The following is a 20,936-nucleotide window of genomic DNA, read 5'->3' on the forward strand; positions in this document are numbered from 1 at the left end:
AATAATAATCTATTATCTTACTCTACTTAGTCGTTCCATCCAAGAAGTAATTATATCACAAAAATAATTGATATTACTTTCCTTCGCTAAATGAAAAAAGAACTTCCGCTGATTAATTCTTGGGGATGCTTTAAATCTACCTGTCTATCCTTTTAAAATAGTCATAAACCTTTTGCAGCTTTTTGCTTTGTTTTCCCTTTTTGCTCTCCATATTTCCAAGTTCAAAGAATTTAACTCTTTTTATTCCGACAAAATTAAATAATGCCTTTTTCATTAGAATCTTATGAGCATTATTCAACCAAAGGAGCGGATAATGAGTAGGTCCTTTCATGGTAGAAACACAAACAACAGATTTTCCTTTTAAAAGCCCCTCCGGAAATAGCCCTTTTTTATCTTTATAAGCAAAATTAGAAGCAAACATTTGGTCAATATATCCTAAAAGCATGGCAGGCGGTCTGCCCCACCAAATCGGATAAACAAAAACCAACTTATCAGCCCATTTCATTTGCTGCCTATATTTTTCTAAGACCGGATCAATATGCATGTCTCGCCTGCGTTTTTGTTCATTGAACACTAATAAGGGATTAAAGCCTTCTTCATATAAATCAAGAACTTGGATTTCTTTAATGTTTTTATTTTCTTTACTCCCCTTCAGCACTTGTTGGAAGAACGCATAATTCAAGCTTTTATGATTTGGATATGTATATACTACTAACATCTTCATTCGAACACCTCTTTCTATTATAAAACTTTGTTCAGCTTATCACGTTAAACAGTAATCCCTTTAATATTCTCACATTAACAATAAAAACCTTTTTTATCTTTTAATAAAGTGTTTATTATACAAATTTTGTTTTTCTTTTCTTAGGGCTTTGCGCCTCACCAACTATAAATAAGCAAATAAAATATAAGGATCTATACACGATAGCTGTAAAGGAGGAAGCAAATGTCTGTATATGCAGTTGAATATATAAAAGATGTTGAGGAAGGAGAAATGGCTGCAAAGTTATTCCTGTGCAGTGACGGAAATGTGTATATTGTAAAATTGATGTCAAACCCAAACGGAAAGAGATCGTTATTCAATGAATTAGTATCGTATCGATTAGGCGAGCTTCTAGGTCTCCCAATAGCGACAGGTAAAATAATTATCTTCTCAAAAAAGAAACTTAAAGATCCAAAATTATTAAAAAGAATGGCTATTGAAGAAGGACCTCATTTTGGAAGTTTACTTATTAAAAATGCAAGCTTGTATTCATCTGATAAGCTCTACCATTGTAATAATACTTTCACACTCCCTGAAATTATTATGTTCGACAATTGGATATCGAATTACGATCGAAGGGAAGAACGACAAAACATATTGCTATCCGGCAATAATCCATACCAATTGGCATTTATTGATCACGCTGACGCCTTTTATGGTCCTGAGTGGAGTATTGAAAGTCTCAACTATTATACATGGAACAATCATGTCATCTGGGGGTCTACTTATGAAGAATTTGTACCCTTCATCGATAACGCCGACCCTTTCGGATTGGCATTAAATAAGCTTTATTCTATAAAAGACGAGGAGATTGCCGCTGCATTTGGTAAAGATATTCCTTCCGATTGGCAAGTCTCAAAGGAAGAAGTAAAAATGCTGCTGTTCCATCTGATAATAAAAAAACAACAAATGAAGAAGACAATTGCTGATTTAAGGAGTTACTTCCCGATTTGGAATTCTTCAAGACTCTAATACAGCTTTTATGTACAGATTCTCAAAAAGCAAAAGAAAAAAGTTCATTTTTGTAGTGTTTGTCCTAGAACAATTTTCTCCTTAAAGTAATATTTTATAGTAACTTATAAATTGGAGTTGATGAATATGCCACCTAAACCCCCAAAACCTCCAAAGCATCATAAAGGTCCCCATAAAAAACACCATCTTCCGCACAAGTTAAAAGGTCTTAAGGGAGTTACCGGATTAACTGGAATGACTGGAATGACTGGAATGACCGGGATGACTGGGATGACTGGGATGACTGGGATGACCGGAGTTGCCGGAATGACAGTTTCACAGAATCAGAATCCTATGACAAATGATCAAGATTATCAAACATGGATTGAAGATTTGTACAACCAGTATATTAATCCTGAAGACTAAACAACATGATTGTCTGCATCCTATAACGGGATGCAGATATATTTATATGGAGGAACGTATGATTTCAATTAGCTTATGCATGATTGTCAAAAATGAGGAAAACACACTCGGCAGATGTTTAGATTCCTTAAAAGATATGGTAGATGAAATCATTATTGTAGATACAGGCTCGACAGACCGCACCATTGAAATTGCCCGGACATATACGAATAATATTTACCATTTTCAATGGATTGATGACTTTTCAGCTGCCAGAAATTTCGCCTTTGAACATGCGAGCAAGGAATATATATTGACTATGGATGCAGATGACATCTTTGATGATACAGAAAAGTTATCCCGTTTGAAAGAAACACTTCCATCAACCGTGGATGCAATCACAATGAAATACCAAGCCGCTTTTGATGAGGCAGGCAACGTTTTAGCAAGCCTGAGGCAATTTAGGCTTGTGAAACGCTCCAAACAATATAAATGGCACGGAGCAGTGCATGAATATCTAGATGTGAGCGGAGAAATCTATCATAGTGATTTAACCATTAGCCATAAAAGAATTCACCTTAATCATAATAGGAACTTGCTCATTTACAAGAACCTTCTAAATCAAGGAATTTCTTTTACGCCGCGCGACCTGTTCTATTATGGAAATGAACTATATGATAATGGCTTTTATGAAGAAGCGATTCCTGTCTATATGGATTTTATTCAGACTGAAGATCATTGGCTGGAGGATGAAAGAACTGCTTATCGCAAAATATCTGAATGCCATTCCCAAATGTCTAACATAGAACATGCTGTTGAGTATGCATTAAAAACATTTCAATGTGGATTTCCCCGTTCTGAAGACTGTTGTCGTCTCGGATTTCTTTTCCTGCAAAAGGATGATCCCAAAACAGCACTTCATTGGTTTCAATATGCGACAATTCTTCCAGAAGTAGATGAAGGCGGCATTATTTACCATGGCTGTTCTACATGGATTCCTCATTTACAGTTATGCGTTTGCCACTCTATGCTGGGGAATAGCAAGAAAGCATACCAGCATATTGTAATCGCTCACAAATTCAATCCTACCAACAGTTTAATCATAGAAAATAAATATTTGTTAGAAACGCATATTAAACAAACTCCTCTAAATTAATGGAGGAGTTTGTTCTTCTAAACACTTATGTTTTTATGTTATAAATTTTATAAAAGTACTCTTGCATTGTTAAAAACTCATAGCCTTTTTCTCGCAAATTTTCAATTATCCTAGGCAATGCTTGCACTGTCCTTTCCCTAGGCCCTCCTCCATCATGCATGAGAACAATTTTATTTTCTTTCCCGGCTCTGATACCTTCCATCACACGTTCTTCAATTTGGTCTTCCTGAGATAAATCCCAATCATTTGTATCAATATCCCATAATACTGGTATTAGTCCAAGTTCATGTATAGTCCGGTAAATCTCCTCATTAATCGCTCCATACGGCGGTCGAAAGAACTTTACATCTTGATTGGCAGTTTTCTTGAGCTCCAGATTAAGAATTTCAATTTCTTCTAGCAAAACATTCCTTGATATTTTAGTAATGTCTGGATGGTTCATTGTATGGTTTGCCACCGTATGCCCATCCTTCACTATCGCTTGAAGAATTCCAGGATATTTGTCTAGACTTTCACCTAGGATAAAAAAAGTTGCTTTTACTTGAAGTGTTTTAAGGATTTGAAGAATCTCCAGTGTATAGGGTGATGGTCCATCATCAAATGTTAAAGCGATAAAACGTTTAGAGTCAGCTTCCACAATTATCCCCTTTCTTTTGCAAAATAGTTTATATATAAAATATGTCAAATTGTTATCAATGTTTTTCCCATTTGTACCATATTTAAATTTATTTCATACAAGCCGTTTCATGTTTGTCCATCTTTTCATATATTAATAAAAAATTGCTGGTGGTGACTCCTTTTGAGAATACTCTTTATTGATAGTAATGAACTTTTAATGTATGGGTTAGCAGCCGGGTTCAGGGATGCGGGTCATGAAGTTTTGGTTTCAGGAAAAATAGACGAAAAGACAATTCCTAATTTAATTGCGAGCTTCCGGCCTCAGCTTATTTTTACTGAGGGATGGTCTGAAGAAAATGATAGTCCTTGGAAGCAGAAATTAATAAGTTCACAAGTGAAGGCTTCGGGTATACCACATATATATTGGGCTGTAGAGGATCCCCATTTCACACTTGACTTTACTCTTCCTCTGATCGCTAGAATGAAGCCAGACTTTATTTTCACCTTAAGTACAAGTTTAGTGGATTTCTACAAGAAACTAAAAATACCTGCTGCTCATCTTGATTTCGGCTTTGAGCCCAGCATTCATTATCCTGTTTCTAATGCTCAAAATATCTATGATATTGTAGTGGTGGCAAACGCCTATCCTCATATTCTTACAGAAGCTCCTGAGCATTATCGGAATAAATCCCTGCAAACTCTGATAAAACCATTAGTTGAGGAAGGTATCCGCATTGACTTTTGGGGAGCAGATTGGGATAAAATGGGCAATGTACTTGGCGTAAATATCCCAAATGATTGGATTCATGGTTATTTACCATATAGAGATGCTTATAAAGTGTACAATAGTGCAAAAATAATCATCGGACCGCAAAATTACAAATCACAGGTTACGCAACGTACGTATGAGATTTTAGGATCTGGAGGCTTCTTAATCACTTCTGACACTCCGGGGGTTAGAGAATTATTCACAGCCGGAAAAGATTTGGTTGTATCTTCTAACAAGCAGCAAACGCTTAGTTTAGTCGACTATTATTTGAACCATCCAGAAGAAAGAACAAAAATCAAAATACAAGGACATAAAACTGTTTCTAATCACTCCTATGAGAAAAGAGCTAAACAAGCTATCCAAACACTGATTAAAGAAGGAATAATTAAATAATCCTAACTCCCTCTTGTCGGTAGGTTTTCGCATTACAAAGACAGAATAACGCTCTCTCACTGAAATGTATGTATACACACTCCATATAGAAAGCTGTGAGGTCATGTATCTGTCCTTTTTGATTTTATTGGAATGAAATAGCTCCGTAGTAAATAGCTTTATAGCAGGAGGTGTTTCCATTGCTAAAAATCTTTAAAAAACGGTGGATACTCTTTGATCAAGCGGTCAGCCCTTATAAGCCTTATGTAACGGTTGATTATGGCGTCACTTCCGTATCACCTAGAGATATCATAGGCTTAAGCCATACACCAAAGGAGATTAAAAATGATGAGAAGCTGATTGAACTAAAGAAATCTGTTGAAACAAAAGGCTGGGATGATAAATTGCACGCTGATTTACACTTAGTCCGTCTTCCTAATGGGAAGTATGCTGCTGCCGGGGAAGGAAATCATCTATCTTACCTTTCCGATCAGTTAGATATTCCAAAAATAAAAGCCCATGTTTCAATCCTCATTCCAGAAGAATATATCCCAGAAAATATAAAAGCAGAGATGGAAGAGTACACAAATAAAGAATATTTGTTTGAAAAACGGTCTTCTACACTGCTTTCTCTTGCTAAATTTCTAAATTTACTCCCTAAGGAAGAAAAAGAGTAACCACTTTCCATTAAAAGTCTCTATAAAAAAACAGAGCATCCTGTGGCTGCTCTGTTTGATGATTTATGTTTTAAATACGCTTTGCACTGTAGTATTTAGATTTCCAATAGCTGTTGCTTAAACTTGTAATTGTTACGCCTTTAGTAGAATCTGCATGAATAAATTTATTGTCACCTATGTAAATACCGACATGGGAAGCGCCCTTTTTATAGGTTTGGAAAAATACCATATCTCCCTTTTCCAGCTTGCTTTTAGAGACTTTTTGACCTTTTTTGTATAGGTCAGCGGTAGTTCTTGGCAAGCTTTTGCCTGCTTTTTTAAACGCATAGTTAACAAAGCCTGAGCAATCAAAACCAGCTTTTGTCGTGCCGCCCCATTTATATTTTGTTCCTATTACCTTTTTGCCTTCTTTAACTGCTTTATCCTTATAGGAAGCAGAAGCAGCCTCTACCTTTCCTGAATCAAGTGGAGACGGAATAAATACTCCTGCGAGTAAACTTAAACTTGCCAATACTGCGATAATGGCCTTCTTCATGATGGTAACCTCCAAAATTATGTGTTTTCCATTGGCTATGTATCTCGACGTTTTAACTATCTTAGTATATCAATATATTCAGAAAAATATAGTGAATTCTCATTACACTTTCATTAAGAAATATTACGAGTATTACAAATTTCGCTAGTTTTTGAAATGATAGAGGAATATTAAGGAAGGGTTGCCAATTCTAAAAAAATAACCGCCTAAAAAGGCGGTTATACTTTTGTAAGAAAGTAGTTTAGACTCTATTATTTAAACCTTCAAACTCGTTCATTTTCCCACAAATCTCTGATTGCGTGGAACTTACCACTTCTTGAGAGTTTTTGGTGACTTCACTAACCTTATTTACCTCTGTTGCTATATTTTCAATATTACTGTTGATTTTTTTAATAGCGTCTTCCACATTTCCAGCTAGTTTCCTTACTTCTGTTGCAACCACATTAAAACCACGTCCATGCTCGCCTGCTCGGGCAGCTTCAATTCCTGCATTTAATGCGAGTATATTGGTTTGTAAAGATATATTTTGAATGGATTTAGACAGTCCTCTAATTAAATCTGTTTGTTCCTGTAAGGATTGAATCGCCTGCATATTCTCCTTAGCGTTATCACTGACTATTTCACCTAGATCTAAGGAAAGATTCTTTAATAAGGAAACAAGCTCTAATGTTTTGTTTTCACGCTCTGTAATATCTGTAGCTATTTTGAGTACTGCTGCTGCTTCCCCATTATCGTTTAATACAGGAATATAGGTGGCTTCCAGCCATAATAAATTTCCGCTTCTGCCAACTCGTTGGATTTTCTCCTGGAACTTAGTGCCTTTTCTTAAGTTTTCCCATAAAAGTGCATATTCCCTGCTGTTTTGCAATTCTTGTGTGCAAAACTGCTTATGAAGCATGTCTTTCAATGCATGCACACTATATCCAAGTGTATTTGCAAAATGTTCGTTTGCCCAAATGACCTTACCAGTCAAATCAAATTCAACAATTGCCAAATTAGATTCTAGTGCTGCTAATACAGAGTTGGCTTCTAACACTTGAGTACTTTTGTTGATTTCTCCAGTTGTGTTCAAGTTCGTTCTTCCTTTTTCTATTTAGTTTTTAATTACAATTTTTAGATATACTACTAGTTCCGTACAGCTTTAATATTTATTAATCACAGTCTCTTCAATTTATATCGTTATTCTCCCTTCGGTAACCCAGCCATCGTAGAATTTCCTTAGACCTGTGGTTTTGCGTCCTTATCTTTCAACAAGTTTGCCTTTTTCTAGAGTTTGATTCTACTTCTAATTAATTTCCAGCTACTATTTATAACGGCTGTAATTCAATGTTTAAAATAGGAAATTACTCCTATATTTTATCCTATTAAAGGATGAAAACTTGATAATGTGGAAGTAAAACTACTAAGCAGTTTTTTTAAAGGAGTATTATTGAAGGAGGAGTAGAATGACCAGGCCTATAAAAAATCATGTGGGAACTATCTTTATCCCTGTTAGCGATATTGAAAAAGCAAAAGATTGGTACTGTGACTTTTTAGGTTTGCCTGCAAATGGTGAAATCTTGTTTGATCATCTGTATGTATTGCCAATGGAAGGAACAGGCATTGTGCTGGACAGCAAAATATACGCAGAAGGAAACATTATTAATACACCATTATTTCATTTTAATACAGAAGATATTAAGGCAGCATATGCGTACTCAGAAAAAAAACAAATTGAGTTAGTTACCACCATTCAACATGAACATTATTTCACTTTCAAAGACCCGGATGGAAATCATTTAATGGTTTGTAAATGTTAAATAAGAAGAGATCAGGTTAGCTGATCTCCTCAAACGGAGTTATTTGTAACAGGATTTGAGCTGCTTACTTTCTTTACTACAAAAACGAGGGCGATAAAGCCCATGAAACATGTTGCTGCGCCAACACCCATTAAGCCTAAAACAAAGGCAGCTATACACCAAATGAATTCTTTAAAGACCCTCACCTTCCTCCTAATACTCTGGTCTTGATACATATGCTTTATCTGCGTATAATTTATAGCAAACTCCAAATATGGAATTTTTTAGAGGAAAAACAAATGACAATTAGTAAATATAGAAAGAAGTGATCTTGTGACTACTCATAAGGCATTAATTATCGATGATGATACAGAGCTTTGCAAACTGCTTCAGAATTGTCTTGCCACAGCTGGCACTGAAGCAGATGTTGCTCATACTGCTTCGAACGGCATATCCCTCTTCCTTAACGGCCATTATCATGTTGCGATACTTGACGTGATGCTCCCTGATATTAATGGCTTTAGTTTATTAGAACAGATTAGGCAAAACAGCAATATTCCCATTTTAATGCTGACAGCTAAAGGTGATGAGACAGATAAAGTGAAAGGCTTGCAGCTTGGTGCAGACGATTATTTAACAAAGCCCTTTGGTATCCGAGAGTTTCTGGCCAGAATTGAATCTTTAATCAGGAGAAATACCATTTTAAACGCTCATGATTCGAAGGCTCTTAATAGTAAATTAACCTTTCCTACTATTACTATCGATGCAGACAATCGCTCTGTTTTCATAGATAGTGAGTTTGTGAAACTGACAGCAAAGGAGTTTGACTTGCTGTATTTTTTGGCTTGTAACAAAGGCAGAATCTTCACAAAAAGCCAGTTATACAATCAAGTCTGGCATGATGAATATGCTTTTGATGATAACAATATCATGTCCTTTATTAGTAAATTACGAAAAAAAATTGAGAATCCCGCCAAAGGCCTCTTATTTATTGAAACTATTCGCGGAGTTGGTTATCGGTTTAATCATCATGGTTAATATTTTATCTATTATTTTTTCTGTTATTTTGCTGCTCATTGTTATTTTCCTATTCATTTACATACGTAGTATAAAAAAAGAGCTGAACGATATTACCCTTGTAGTCGATGAGATGGCACAAGGAAATATGGACAGGCGTATCGTTATTGCTGAAAATTCCATTGCTGCAGAGTTAAGCTATAAAATAAACGAAGTTGTTATTAATGCGAAGAGTGAAATTGTCCACCATAAACAATCTGAAAAAGCATACCGGCAGTTGGTTACAAGCTTGTCCCATGATATAAGAACTCCTTTAGCCTCTTTAACCGGCTATCTTGAAGCAATACAACTAGGTTTAGTTAATGATAGTGATAAAGACCATTATTTGAAGACATCCTTATCAAAAGCGCATGACCTCCATCATTTCATTGATACTCTGTTTGAATGGCTGAAGCTGGAATCAGGTGAACGGCTGTACGACTTGGATGAAGTGGAGATATTTGAATATACAAGAACAATAGTAGCTGACTGGATTCCTCAGCTGGAGGATGCTGGCATGGACTATGTTATTTCTATTCCAGAAGAAGTGCAGTATATGATAACAGATAAGACAGCATGGAAACGTATATTAGACAATCTCTTACAAAATGTATTAAATCATAGTTCTGCTTCCTCTCTGTTCATATATATTTACATAAAAAACAGTAATGTCTATGCGGAAATACGAGATAATGGGATTGGAATTGCTGAATCTCATTTACCACATATTTTTGATAGGCTTTATAAAGGAAATTCTGCTCGTGGTGTGAAAGGCAACGGACTTGGTCTAGCTATCGTGAAGGAATTAGTTAAAGGAATCGGAGGAAAGATAACCGTAGAGAGCACTCTAAAGCAAGGTACAGCTTTTTTTATGGAGCTGCCTTTACATCTCCCTTCAAGCAAACAAGAATAATTCAAGTTAACGGCAAGGTTTAAGCAAGGTTAGCCTGTTATTCTTGTAAGGAAAGGAGCTGAATGATTTGAGCGATTATATTATTCAAACGAAAAATCTGACAAAAAAATATGGAAACAATACAGTGGTCGACGGTGTACATATAAATGTACGGCGAGGACATGTTTACGGTCTGCTAGGAAGGAATGGTGCAGGCAAAACGACAATAATGAAAATGTTATTAGGATTATCCTCCATATCTGCTGGTGAAGTTCACTTGTTCGGGCAACCACTTAATAAGAATCAAAGTAAGCTGTACCCAAGGATTGGATCTATTGTAGAAATTCCAGGCTTTTATCCTAATCTCACTGGAACGGAAAATCTGCAGATATTTGCTAGGTTGAGAGGAACGATAAAAAAAGACGCAGTAAAGCGTGCCCTTGAAACAGTGGACCTTCCTTATAATGACAGCAAAAAGTTTGCAGCCTATTCTTTAGGAATGAAACAGCGGCTTGGGATAGCAAACGCCCTTCTTAATGATCCGGAATTATTGATTTTAGACGAACCAACAAACGGTCTGGATCCAATTGGAATTGCAGAAATTCGTGCTTTCATCCGCAGCTTAAGTACAGAGTATGGAAAAACGATTCTTATATCCAGCCATATTCTTTCAGAAATTGCCTTAATGGCAGATGATATCGGCATTATTGACAAAGGTGTTCTACTAGAAGAAAGCACAATGGCAGAGCTTGAAAAGAAGAACAATAAGTATATTCGTGTTTGTGTTTCATCTCAATCACAGGCAGCGCATGTTCTTGAACACAGCCTTGCTATTTCCGACTATTCCGTCGAAGCAGACAACTCTATTCGAATTTACGATACTACTGTAAATCCTGAAGAACTAAATAAGCGCTTAGTAACAGCTGGTGTGGGTGTTTCTACTATTCAAATATGCAATGATAATCTAGAAGAATACTTCAAAAAAATTACAGGGGGTGCAGGCATTGCTTAATGTTCTTGCTGCAGAATGCATGAAGCTTCGTCGCAATAAACTAATGCTAGTTTGCACTTGTCTCGCTCTTCTCCTGCCATGCCTGCTCATTGCAGATGACCTTTACCAGTACAAAGGTACAACACCTGATGATCCTGTTATGACTTGGCTCTTTAGCCAATCCTTATTGTGTCAGTTAATTATTTACCCAATCTTGAGCTCCTTTTTACTGACATTTCTGATTCAAAAAGAATATAGTGACCATACAATGATCAATACGATGACCGCACCTGTTAAACGTGAAAAATTTCTGGCTGGAAAGATAATTGTTTGGGCTGTGTGGCATATGATAATAACCCTGCTTTATCTTGGCATTATTCTTGCTGGAGCTTACTTCTTATATGGCAGTCAGTCTTCGAGCAGATCTGTCCCAGAAATGATAGAAATGGTGGGAAAAACCGGAGTATACAACTTTTGCACACTCACTCCTGTCATTTGGATAGCTGTTATGCAAAGGAAAACCTTCTACCCTTCTTTGCTATGTTCCCTTATTTTCAGTGCGATTGGATTTGCTGGGTTATACTGGCCGGAAACACTAAGCAGCATCGTACCGTGGTCTGCGGTAGCATTGTTAACCGCTCCAGGAGTAAACGTGTTTTTCGGTATAGCATATGCTTCTATAAGCATATGTGCAATTGTTGGCCTATTTATGTCCTTCTATTCCTTCAAGAATCAGGAGTTATAAGGTTAATTGGCGGGGAAAAAGAGCATTTCTCCGCTTTAGTTACTGACTTTCATATGAGGACATTTGCTAGAAAGGACTTTTATGAACATTTCCCTTTTCTCCGGTGAGATAAGAACAGAGCTGTATTTATCGTAGAAGATTTCAATTCGCTGTAAGGATAAGGCGGGGCTTGATAAGGGATTTCTAGTTTTCTTAAGAGATTGTATACGATGGAGCGGTATGGTCGTCTGGAATGGTCCATATTTAATTATTAAGCTGTCGTCTGTGATGACATAATAAGTAGCCAGCCAAAACCACAGCATAATTAGTGGTAAAATAATGGCGCCAAGCAAAACGATTATGAACACATATATACTGAATGGTTTTACCATAAGTCCATATATGCCACTGCCTATAGCAAAAATACATGCTCCCCAAATAATAACGGTTAACCACCAGTCTTTTTTTGACTTAAACTTCACTGAAGTCACCTCCGAGAAAAGTTAGTTTATTTATTCTTTTAGACTGCAGAAATCGCAGTCTAAAAGAATAGGTATCACGCTTTTTCTTAAGTTGTTGTCAGCTTTGCATAAACAATAAAAAAGAATGTTAATTCCACTACTATTACTATTGACGAAACAGGAACAAGTAAATTAAAAATAAAGAACACTGCCAGCATGCCTAAAAACAAACCTAAGTGATAGATTTTTAGACGATGATGCACATGTCTGTACTGATGGAAAACAAATGTAGTCGAAAAGAAGTACAGCAGCACAGATCCGAAGGTGAAATATAAGCTAAAATGATAGTCAATCTCATGTAAAACCATCAGTCTGATGGATGCAGCAATTGCACTTAATGACATAAGTATAAATAGATGTCCATAAATGATTGTTTGACCGGCAGTTTGGATGGATTTATCTACTTTTTTCTCGACGTTATCAAAATACTGCCACCACATCGCAATAATCAGTAAAAATGCTCCAATCGCAAAACTGATTGATTCCCAATCTCCTTGAGTAGGCTGAATGACTGCCAATGTACTGACAAGTGACTCACCAAAGAGGATAATTGTAAATAAACCGAAACGCTCTAAAAGATGCCCTGTGTCTGTAGGTACTTTAACTAAATATTTACGGCCTAATATCGGCACAATTATATCGATAAGAATTCCTGCATACAGGATGGCATAACGAATCCACGACTCGAAAAACAGTGACAATAACGAAACGGCTATTCCTATCCAGAAATATCTTCCGAAAAATTGTGCTGCCAGCTTCCGGTCTCCCTCTTCAATCCGTTGCACGACCAAATATTGAACAGCTGTTACAGCTCTTAAGCCAATATACCCGATTAAGAAGGACAGATAATACGGATCAAAATCTACCGATAAGCTTGAAGTCATAAGTAACGCAAAAAACATTTGTAGAATTAAAAAGATTCGCTGATGAAACGCATCCTGTCCGAAGCGGTTAACAAACATCGTTTGTCCTACCCATGCCCACCAAATCGGCACAAATATCAGCACAAATTTAAACAAATATTCTGTATGTATATGTCCGTCTTCCACATGTAGCAAAACATGTGTAGCGACCGCAACAGATGCAACAAACAGTAAATCATAAAAAAGCTCTAACCATGTCACTTTCTTTTCATGCAATTTAGAATTCCTCCTCATTCCCCTTAAAATATAATTTTTCTTTTTTATGTAAGATTCAGAATATTCCCCTGATATTCAGATAAAGAATGCTCTACAGCTTATTTTAACAGAATAAGCAACGTATAAATAGGTAATATATTGTTTTCACCTCCTTCCAAAACTACAAAAAAACTGCCAAAAGGCAGCCTCAGAAGTTTTACAGAAGAAGGGACTGATATTTCCTGCTTACTTCATCTGTTAATATATCTTTTTCATAAAAATATGTTAGATAGACACTTAACAGCATTTCATTTTCTTCTGTAATTTCCACTTGTAATAATAACGAATTGATTAAATCTAGATGTTTTTCAGGGTTATGATAAATGGTATTCCAAGCACGAACTTGCATTTCTATACTGCCTTCTAAGATTGCTGCTTCTAATTCTTCTACTGCCAGCGGTTCATTAGACTGACTGTCCGGATCTTCATAAATATCGGTATAAAGAAAATCAGCTAGATGGTATTCAGCTAAGCTATATTGTGATTGGCTGTTTTTTGATGTGATAATGATCTTATTTTTTTCGAATTCAACCTTGCCATTTACGAGTTGAACGTTGTTTGTAAAGGACTGAATAGGTGAGAGTATGTCTTGTGTAATCAGCCAATATGAATGCTCTCCGTTCAGCTGCTTCACAAAGTCATTCCATGCTAAATCTTCCAGCTTTTCCTCCGCTCTATATTGCGTGTAAATACTTGGGCGATAATAACATGCCGCATTTATTTTCTCCATATGAATAGTCCATTCTGTTTCAGGACAGTCAAGCAGCACACGTAAAGCAAAACCATCTTTCGTTTTCTTTAACTCACTGTATAGCATATATTGTCCTGCCATAATCATACAAGGATCTTCTTCTGCTGTAATATTTTCAAAATGGAAGTGTATATAAGAAGCTGTAGAAAAACCTCCTTCTGTATTAACAAAAAGATGCAACTCATTTCCCTTCCGTTCCAACCGCTCTACCGCAAAATCATGTATTCCTGCTGCAAAAACCGCTTGTGCTGTTGAAGATAGTGATGCAGCTGCTTCAGTTGTTTGCATATAGGCAGCATCTAAAATATCTTCAAATTTCTCTTCTTGCTCCTTTATCCATTGCAAATAATCACCACGGACTGTTGCAGGAAGATCAGGCTGATTTAATGTGCCATCTTCCAAATAAGGTAGAAACAACTTTGGCAAAACTTCCTGTAATTCTGCTTTCACATCCTCCAGTTCATCTTTTAAAGCTGTATGTATATCTTCGCCCTCTTCTTTTGCTTCCGATAACACCATTCCCCATTCCTCATCGGTTTCATTTATCGGCAGTAGATTACATTGGGTAAAAGCTTTTTTTGCCTCCAATGTAAGATTCCACATAGTTAACAACTCCTCGTTTTATTGTGTATAAGCATCCTCTAATACACTTAAGTCAATTTTTTTCATTTTCATCACAGCGTTCATTACTCGCTGTGATTTGTCCGGGTCAGGATCTGCTATCATATCATTCAAACTTACTGGGACTATTTGCCAGGATACACCAAAACGGTCCTTTAGCCACCCGCACACTTGGGCCTTCTCATCGCCGCCTTCTGACAGCTTAGTCCAATAATAATCAAGCTCCTCTTGTGTTGCACAATGAACAATAAATGAAATGGCTTCCGTGAATTTATGTGTGCTGCCACCGTTTAATGCGACGAATTCCTACCCTTCGATAGTAAAGCTTATCGTCATTACATCTCCCTCGGAAATCCCGCTGATTATTTGACGCTGTTTACCGTAACGTGTAATTTTGCCAATGGAAGAGTTGTTAAAAATCGACGTATAGTGCCTCACCGCATCTTCTGCCTCTGTATTAAACCAAAGATTTGCTGTGATTTTTTGAATAGTAGACATGAGTACGCTCCTGACAAGTTTAATTTATTGCTGTTAACTCTTCCTACGTATTTTTGCATGGTAAAGTTTCATTTCAGCAAGGAACTCAAACAAATTTATTATAATTTTATTATGTAAACAAGAATTCAAAATCTTTATTTAGCAAATCGCACTCAAAAACTTCAGCTCTATTGCTTTCTAACTTTTTCATTACTAACTAAGACAGATATTACTCTCCTATACTCTGCATCATTTTTGCACGCTTTCATATACTGTTTTTACTTTTCTTAGTTACTATAATGTTAATTTGTTAAATTCCTCACAAATATTAGTTATAATATAAATATAAAAAATCATAATAAATAACGAAGAAATCTATCTTGAAGGAGATATATGTTAATGAACGAACAGCATCAATTAGGCCCTAAAGTGGAAAAAAGCTTTGAACTTATCGGAAAAAGATGGACGGGCTTAATTATTTATGTTTTGTTAAGCGGACCTAAGCGCTTTAGTGAGATACACAAAATCATACCGGATTTAAGCAAACGCATGCTTACGGAACGAATGAAGGAATTAGAGGATCATGGAGTAGTGATTCGGCATATTATCACCGAAAGGCCAGTGCGAGCAGAATACTTATTGACAGAAAAAGGGTTAGAATTAGGAAAGATTCTTGGTCCGATAAGCCAATGGGGTGAAAGTTGGATGAGTGACTAGTTAGCAACAAAATTGCATGCAGATGGAAAGTAAATAAATGACGAAACTTTTATCGACGAAAAAGGAGCAGAAAATGGCTAATATACTATATATCACAGCTAATCCCTATGATGAGACAACATCCTATAGTATGGCAGTAGGACGAGAATTTATCGAAGCTTATAAAGCATTACATCCAGAGGATCATATTGTTCACCTAGACTTATACGAAGCAGATATCCCCTATTTAGATAGAGATGTATTTAACGGCTGGGAAAAACTAAAAGCAGGCACCCCTTTCGAACAGCTTTCCAATATTGAAAGACTAAAAACAGGCCGTCTTGCAGAGTTAGGAGGACAATTCTTATTGGCGGATAAATATGTTTTTGTGAACCCTATGTGGAATTTCTCCATTCCTGCCGTTATGAAAACATATATCGATGCAGTGACTGTATCAGGAAAAACCTTCAAGTACACAAAAGAAGGTTCTGTAGGGCTGTTAAAAGGTAAAAAAGCATTCCATATTCAATCGAGCGGTGATATTTACACGCATGGCTCTGAAGCTAAGAATGAAATGAGCAATCGCTATTTAGAGGTTATGATGAATTTCTTCGAAGTGTCCTCTTTTGAAAGTATTATTATTGAGGGACAGCAGCGATTTCCTGAAAAAGCAGAGGAAATTAAAGCAAAGGCTATTATTCAAGCACAAGAGGCCGCTGCCAATTTTTAAATAAGCATATAAAAAAGGCCAGATATCAACATATCTGGCCTTTTCATTTATTTTTGGCTTGCTGCTACCGCTGCACGAATACCGAGCACATAGCTTTCTTCTCCGAATCCAGAAATTTGACCTGTTGCAATATCTGCAAAAACAGATGTATGACGGAATTCTTCACGTGAATGGATATTAGACATATGAATTTCTACTACAGGTACAGTCAATATAGCTAATGCATCTCTAATTGCGTAGCTGTAATGTGTCCATGCTCCTGCGTTTAACACAACACCATCTATACCATTTAGGAATGCTTCATGAATCTTTTCAACCATTTCCCCTTCATGGTTTGTTTGATATGTTTCAACTTCAATTTGCAGCTCATCTGCTAATTTTTGAATATTGCTGTTGATTTCCTCTAATGTAATTGTGCCGTATTGCTTCGGGTCACGTTTACCGAACATATTATGGTTGACGCCGTGTAACATAAGGAATTTTTTGCTCATTGTTTTTCTCTCCAATCGTTTATAATTATTGATTGTCTCCGAATAAAATTTCCTTCACTTGCTCAACAGGCATATCAACACCTGTAAACAGCTTAAACCCTAAAGCACCTTGCCATAACATCATTCCTAAACCGTTAATAGCTGTTGCGCCAGCTTCTTCTGCCTGTGCCAATAATTTAGATTTTTGCGGGTTGTAAACAACATCTGTTACGACTAAGTCCTTACGTAGCACATCTAAAGTGTCGTCAATAATACTTAAATGATCTAGCGGCTTCATGCCAAGGCTTGTACCATTAGCAAGTATTGCACTCTCTGCTACTTCACGACGGAATGCTTCTTTATCTTCTAGTGGAAACAGATTAGCTTTTACGCCGAATTGCTTCATTTCCTTATTAATGTAATCTACATTTTCCTCAGCTTGCACGAAGAAAGCATCATTACGAGCGAAAATGCTGATTTCTCTTATACCTGATTGTACTAACTGGATTGCAATTGGAGTCGCCGCACCGCCTGAACCAACTAGTGTTACTTTTTGGCCTTCAAGGCTCACACCATGTTCGATTAAGTTCTTCACATAGCCTTGTCCGTCTGTATTGTATCCAATTAATTTTCCGTCACGGTTCACTACTGTATTGCTGGCACGAGCATATTTTGCCGAATCATCCAGTTCATCCAAATACTCTAACACTTTCATTTTGTTCGGCATAGATACATTGAAGCCTGCTGCCCCTGCTGCTTTTAGGCCTTTAACTGTTGCTTCAAGCTCATCATTACCAACTTCAAAAGCAAGATAAGCATAGTTTAAATCTGTTAAAGTGTATGCTAGATTATGCATACGTGGTGAAAGACTGTGCCCGATTGGTGTAGCAAGTAAGCCTACTAATTTTGTTTTTCCATCAATATTTTTTTCGTGTACGTTTGACATATTAGTAATCTCCCTTATTTCATAAATTTGTATTTTTATATTTAAATATTAAGCAAAAATCTTTTTGAATCTGCTTAATACATATACAGCAAGAAGAACACTGACTACTGCGATGACCATATCGAATACTAATGTCATCGATATTCCCGCCGAACCTACTAAACTGCTAGTAATGATTGGAACAAGTATAAAGGATGCACTTGAAGCAATATTTACATACGACGATGCAGTTGCTTTATTTGCTGGGAACAGCTTCATCATAATACTTAATGCTAATTGCAGAATTCCTGATGTAAACAGCCCCATTAAGAAGGTACAAACCAAAACAATTCCGTAAGAGTTGACCATAAATAAGACAAGCATGGATACAAAAGCACCGATTGGATAAACGATTGCCACCATAATTGGCGAGATGAATTTATCTAATACAACAGCGAGTAACAATACGGAAACAAGTGCGCCGATACTAAAGTAAGAAAGCAATTGCACTGCTTGGCTTGAATCAAGTCCTATAAATTGTTTACCAAGCTGCGGCAGCCATGTTTGCCATACAACAAATAACGCTGTTGAGGTGAAGCCCATTAAAATAACGGCAATTCCTTCCCCAGCAAACTTTGGCTGTGCTTTAAACACAGTTTCAGCAGCACCATCTGCTTTTGTAAGATTTTTATGATTTGGGAAAGGCATAAACATTAAGTAAATACCAGTAAGTAGATATAACACTCCAAGTCCAAAGAATGTCCAGCCCCAGAAAATACCGTTAGCTACTAAGATTGCCATGATAAATGGAAGCAATGTAGCACCGATTGATACAGATGCTTTCACTAACACAGAAGCTGAGCTTGCTTTCTTCGGGAATGACTCTGTTAAAGCTGGATACGTCCCTGAATCAAGCAGTGAATTGGCGATACCAGCAGATATGGCAAAGATAAATGCTACGATATAATTGGTTGTCGTTGGAACACCAATTAAGAATACAAGATAGAGGAAATTAGCCGTTATAATGACTGGCTTTCTTCCTAATTTGTCAGAAAGACGGCCAACAAAAAACAAGGCTATTAATTTCCCAATTCCAATCGCAGAAACGAGCAGGCTTATTTGTCCAACAGAAACTGCGTAACGTTCCGAAAGATTATCCATATTGGAGGCGATAATAATATTGATCATGCCGAGCATAAAGTAGTTCATATACATTCCAAATGATGACTTGATAAAAGGATTTTTCATTTTTACACTCCTAAATACAAAAGCTTTTTTAAATAAGAAATTATTTCTCTAAAATTAATTCGCTGTGCTTGTTCCTTTTGCGCATATATATAAACAGAGCAAGAATCGTGCTTATAAAAGCAATAACAAGGTCTAACACAAACACAGAGGAAACTCCTAAAAATTTGATAAATAGCCCTGTAATGAAAGGGATTACAATAAAGGCGATACTCGCAGCAGCACTTATATACGAAACGCTTACTCCTTTGTTATGTGGAAATAGTTCAATCATGACCGTAACAGTTAACTGAAATATCCCTGACATAAACAATCCTAGACAGAAGGCATTCACAGCAATCAATGTCGGATTTTTATTAATGATTAACAACAATAATGCAAGGAACGCAAATGCTGGTAGAATAACTATGGCCGTAATCGGTTTTATCGTTCTTTTTAACAGGACAGCAAGCAATAGAATGGAGATAAGCCCGCCTGTACTGTAAAAGCTCAGTAATCCAATTGATTTCATCTTGTCTAAATGAAGAACCTCTTGTCCGTATGTTGGCAGCCATGTTTGTACGACCGTAAATAAAGATACAGAGCTAAATCCTAATAATATAAGTGCAGCACCTTCTTTCCAAAGCTTTGGTCCAGTCGAAGATGCAGTCTCTGATCTAGTTTCTTGAGACACCTTTTCTTCCTTGATTTTTGGAAAGCTAACCTTCATTAACAACAGCCCATTGCATAAGAACAGTAAGGCAGGAACAAAAAATACTAATCCATAGAACAGTTCATGCACGATAAAAAAGTTAATCATTATTGGAAGCAATGATGCACCAAAGGATATAAAGGCTTTTAAAAGAACGGTTGCTGTTCCGGCAGCTTCATTAAAGGCTTCATTTAGTGCAGGGTACGTACCTGAATCGAGCAAAGAATTGCAGATACCTGCGACAAAGGCCAGTCCCATTGCAATTTGATAATGCGATGTCAGTGGGATTCCTATTAGGAATACCATATACAGCAAGGCAGCAGCCACCACTAGCGGCTTTCTTCCATACCGATCGGAAAATCGGCCTGAAATATTAATAGATAGTAAGTGCCCCACCCCGACGACTGATATTAACAAACTGATATCGGTTTTTTCCACATTTAGTTGCTCAGATAAAAAACTCATATTGGAAGCTAAGATAATATTGACCATTCCTAACAGGAAATAACTCAAATACAAGCCTAGCGCCATGTTTAAATGTTTATGTTTCATTTGATACTCCTAATTTTAGGTTAAACGCTTACAACCATTACTATTTGTTTTCAACTTGTTTTTATACGTTAAATCACCGTATTACAAGCTGATTACTTCATTAGCTTTATTAACCTATTTAGTACATCGTTCTACTAAATTAATTAGAATAAATTCCTTTTCTTATAACAATTTAAAATTCTATCACCTCTCTTTTAGTATATCGTTCTACTAAATAGATAAAAAATATCTCCTTGCACCTATAAATTAATCTTGTACGTATTTTAGTACATCGTTCTACTAAAATACTTTTTATAGATACAAAAGGATCTAATAAAAAAAGTTATTTTTAGTAACCTCGGTTACTTTACGTACCTATAATAATCCTAAAATTACTTAGAGTCAAGAATTAA

The 20,936-nt window shown here is 36.4% G+C and carries 24 protein-coding genes, 1 pseudogene and 1 riboswitch; of the genes and pseudogenes, 12 read left to right on the plus strand and 13 right to left on the minus strand.

The window, feature by feature from the left end; translation table 11 throughout:
- Positions 1–136 precede the first annotated feature (136 nt).
- Positions 137–724, minus strand: coding sequence for an NAD(P)H-dependent oxidoreductase (locus L8T27_RS21780; protein WP_237942958.1), 588 nt, complete (start codon positions 722–724; stop codon positions 137–139).
- Between the two features lie 222 nt (positions 725–946).
- Between L8T27_RS21780 and L8T27_RS21785 the strand changes: the two genes are divergently transcribed.
- The 3 genes from L8T27_RS21785 (at position 947) to L8T27_RS21795 (ending at position 3,275) form a co-directional block, all read left to right on the plus strand.
- Complete coding sequence (locus L8T27_RS21785; protein WP_233315036.1) at positions 947–1,735, plus strand: HipA family kinase; 789 nt, start codon at positions 947–949, stop codon at positions 1,733–1,735.
- Positions 1,736–1,861: 126 nt separating this feature from the next.
- Positions 1,862–2,140 carry a hypothetical protein gene (locus L8T27_RS21790; protein ID WP_233315035.1) on the plus strand — a complete coding sequence of 93 codons (279 nt, stop codon included), beginning with the start codon at positions 1,862–1,864 and terminating at the stop codon, positions 2,138–2,140.
- Between the two features lie 58 nt (positions 2,141–2,198).
- Positions 2,199–3,275, plus strand: coding sequence for a tetratricopeptide repeat-containing glycosyltransferase family 2 protein (locus tag L8T27_RS21795; protein WP_233315034.1), 1,077 nt, complete (start codon positions 2,199–2,201; stop codon positions 3,273–3,275).
- Between the two features lie 25 nt (positions 3,276–3,300).
- Here L8T27_RS21795 and L8T27_RS21800 read toward each other — a convergent pair whose 3' ends face one another.
- A complete protein-coding gene (locus L8T27_RS21800) occupies positions 3,301–3,912 on the minus strand; it encodes a polysaccharide deacetylase family protein (protein ID WP_233315033.1) in 612 nt (203 codons plus the stop codon).
- Positions 3,913–4,074: 162 nt separating this feature from the next.
- On the opposite strand from L8T27_RS21800, the gene L8T27_RS21805 reads away from it, so the two are divergent.
- Both L8T27_RS21805 and L8T27_RS21810 read left to right on the plus strand, forming a co-directional pair.
- Positions 4,075–5,055: a CgeB family protein gene (locus L8T27_RS21805; protein WP_233315032.1), complete on the plus strand. Its 981-nt coding sequence runs from the start codon at positions 4,075–4,077 to the stop codon at positions 5,053–5,055.
- A 179-nt stretch (positions 5,056–5,234) separates the two neighbouring features.
- On the plus strand, positions 5,235–5,711 hold the full coding sequence (locus L8T27_RS21810) for a hypothetical protein (protein ID WP_237942960.1): 477 nt from the start codon (positions 5,235–5,237) through the stop codon (positions 5,709–5,711).
- A gap of 70 nt (positions 5,712–5,781) precedes the next feature.
- Here L8T27_RS21810 and L8T27_RS21815 read toward each other — a convergent pair whose 3' ends face one another.
- Both L8T27_RS21815 and L8T27_RS21820 read right to left on the minus strand, forming a co-directional pair.
- On the minus strand, positions 5,782–6,246 hold the full coding sequence (locus tag L8T27_RS21815; RefSeq protein WP_237942962.1) for a C40 family peptidase: 465 nt from the start codon (positions 6,244–6,246) through the stop codon (positions 5,782–5,784).
- Between the two features lie 241 nt (positions 6,247–6,487).
- Positions 6,488–7,318, minus strand: a complete 831-nt coding sequence (locus L8T27_RS21820; RefSeq protein ID WP_233315029.1) for a methyl-accepting chemotaxis protein — start codon at positions 7,316–7,318, stop codon at positions 6,488–6,490.
- Positions 7,319–7,435: 117 nt separating this feature from the next.
- A riboswitch (cyclic di-GMP riboswitch) is annotated at positions 7,436–7,517 on the minus strand.
- Between the two features lie 174 nt (positions 7,518–7,691).
- Here L8T27_RS21820 and L8T27_RS21825 point away from each other — a divergent pair.
- Complete coding sequence (locus L8T27_RS21825; RefSeq protein ID WP_233315028.1) at positions 7,692–8,045, plus strand: VOC family protein; 354 nt, start codon at positions 7,692–7,694, stop codon at positions 8,043–8,045.
- A 29-nt stretch (positions 8,046–8,074) separates the two neighbouring features.
- Here L8T27_RS21825 and L8T27_RS21830 read toward each other — a convergent pair whose 3' ends face one another.
- A complete protein-coding gene (locus L8T27_RS21830) occupies positions 8,075–8,230 on the minus strand; it encodes a hypothetical protein (protein ID WP_237942964.1) in 156 nt (51 codons plus the stop codon).
- Positions 8,231–8,357: 127 nt separating this feature from the next.
- On the opposite strand from L8T27_RS21830, the gene L8T27_RS21835 reads away from it, so the two are divergent.
- From L8T27_RS21835 to L8T27_RS21850, 4 genes are all read left to right on the plus strand, one after another.
- Entirely contained in the window at positions 8,358–9,062 is a 705-nt protein-coding gene (locus L8T27_RS21835) for a response regulator transcription factor (RefSeq protein ID WP_233315026.1), read from the plus strand.
- Positions 9,016–9,993, plus strand: a complete 978-nt coding sequence (locus L8T27_RS21840; RefSeq protein ID WP_237942965.1) for a sensor histidine kinase — start codon at positions 9,016–9,018, stop codon at positions 9,991–9,993. The genes L8T27_RS21835 and L8T27_RS21840 overlap by 47 nt, the downstream gene beginning before the upstream one ends.
- Before the next feature lie 67 nt (positions 9,994–10,060).
- Positions 10,061–10,984 carry an ABC transporter ATP-binding protein gene (locus L8T27_RS21845; protein ID WP_233315024.1) on the plus strand — a complete coding sequence of 308 codons (924 nt, stop codon included), beginning with the start codon at positions 10,061–10,063 and terminating at the stop codon, positions 10,982–10,984.
- Entirely contained in the window at positions 10,977–11,708 is a 732-nt protein-coding gene (locus tag L8T27_RS21850; protein WP_237942967.1) for an ABC transporter permease, read from the plus strand. Before L8T27_RS21845 ends, L8T27_RS21850 begins: the two co-directional genes overlap by 8 nt.
- A 35-nt stretch (positions 11,709–11,743) precedes the next feature.
- Here L8T27_RS21850 and L8T27_RS21855 read toward each other — a convergent pair whose 3' ends face one another.
- The 4 genes and pseudogenes from L8T27_RS21855 to L8T27_RS21870 all read right to left on the minus strand — a co-directional run bounded on the left by L8T27_RS21855 (position 11,744) and on the right by L8T27_RS21870 (position 15,256).
- Positions 11,744–12,169 carry a PH domain-containing protein gene (locus L8T27_RS21855; RefSeq protein ID WP_237942969.1) on the minus strand — a complete coding sequence of 142 codons (426 nt, stop codon included), beginning with the start codon at positions 12,167–12,169 and terminating at the stop codon, positions 11,744–11,746.
- Between the two features lie 86 nt (positions 12,170–12,255).
- Positions 12,256–13,347, minus strand: a complete 1,092-nt coding sequence (locus L8T27_RS21860; RefSeq protein ID WP_233315021.1) for a low temperature requirement protein A — start codon at positions 13,345–13,347, stop codon at positions 12,256–12,258.
- Between the two features lie 196 nt (positions 13,348–13,543).
- Positions 13,544–14,740, minus strand: coding sequence for a DUF4085 family protein (locus L8T27_RS21865; protein WP_237942971.1), 1,197 nt, complete (start codon positions 14,738–14,740; stop codon positions 13,544–13,546).
- A gap of 18 nt (positions 14,741–14,758) precedes the next feature.
- Positions 14,759–15,256, minus strand: a pseudogene (locus L8T27_RS21870) (VOC family protein).
- Between the two features lie 378 nt (positions 15,257–15,634).
- Here L8T27_RS21870 and L8T27_RS21875 point away from each other — a divergent pair.
- Together L8T27_RS21875 and L8T27_RS21880 are read left to right on the plus strand one after the other, a co-directional pair.
- Positions 15,635–15,952, plus strand: a complete 318-nt coding sequence (locus L8T27_RS21875; RefSeq protein WP_233315019.1) for a winged helix-turn-helix transcriptional regulator — start codon at positions 15,635–15,637, stop codon at positions 15,950–15,952.
- A gap of 73 nt (positions 15,953–16,025) precedes the next feature.
- Positions 16,026–16,661 carry an NAD(P)H-dependent oxidoreductase gene (locus L8T27_RS21880; protein WP_233315018.1) on the plus strand — a complete coding sequence of 212 codons (636 nt, stop codon included), beginning with the start codon at positions 16,026–16,028 and terminating at the stop codon, positions 16,659–16,661.
- A gap of 47 nt (positions 16,662–16,708) precedes the next feature.
- Here the strand turns inward: L8T27_RS21880 and aroQ are convergent, their stop codons facing one another.
- The 4 genes from aroQ to L8T27_RS21900 are packed head-to-tail and all read right to left on the minus strand — an operon-like array spanning position 16,709 to position 20,544.
- Positions 16,709–17,152, minus strand: coding sequence for a type II 3-dehydroquinate dehydratase (gene aroQ, locus L8T27_RS21885; RefSeq protein WP_233315017.1), 444 nt, complete (start codon positions 17,150–17,152; stop codon positions 16,709–16,711).
- A gap of 25 nt (positions 17,153–17,177) precedes the next feature.
- On the minus strand, positions 17,178–18,077 hold the full coding sequence (locus L8T27_RS21890; protein ID WP_233315016.1) for a quinate/shikimate dehydrogenase: 900 nt from the start codon (positions 18,075–18,077) through the stop codon (positions 17,178–17,180).
- A gap of 48 nt (positions 18,078–18,125) precedes the next feature.
- A complete protein-coding gene (locus L8T27_RS21895) occupies positions 18,126–19,304 on the minus strand; it encodes an MFS transporter (protein ID WP_233315015.1) in 1,179 nt (392 codons plus the stop codon).
- Positions 19,305–19,344: 40 nt separating this feature from the next.
- Entirely contained in the window at positions 19,345–20,544 is a 1,200-nt protein-coding gene (locus L8T27_RS21900; RefSeq protein ID WP_237942973.1) for an MFS transporter, read from the minus strand.
- Positions 20,545–20,936: the final 392 nt, after the last annotated feature.

The sequence above is a fragment of the Niallia sp. Man26 genome (genome assembly GCF_022049065.2).
Lineage (GTDB): Bacteria > Bacillota > Bacilli > Bacillales > Cytobacillaceae > Niallia.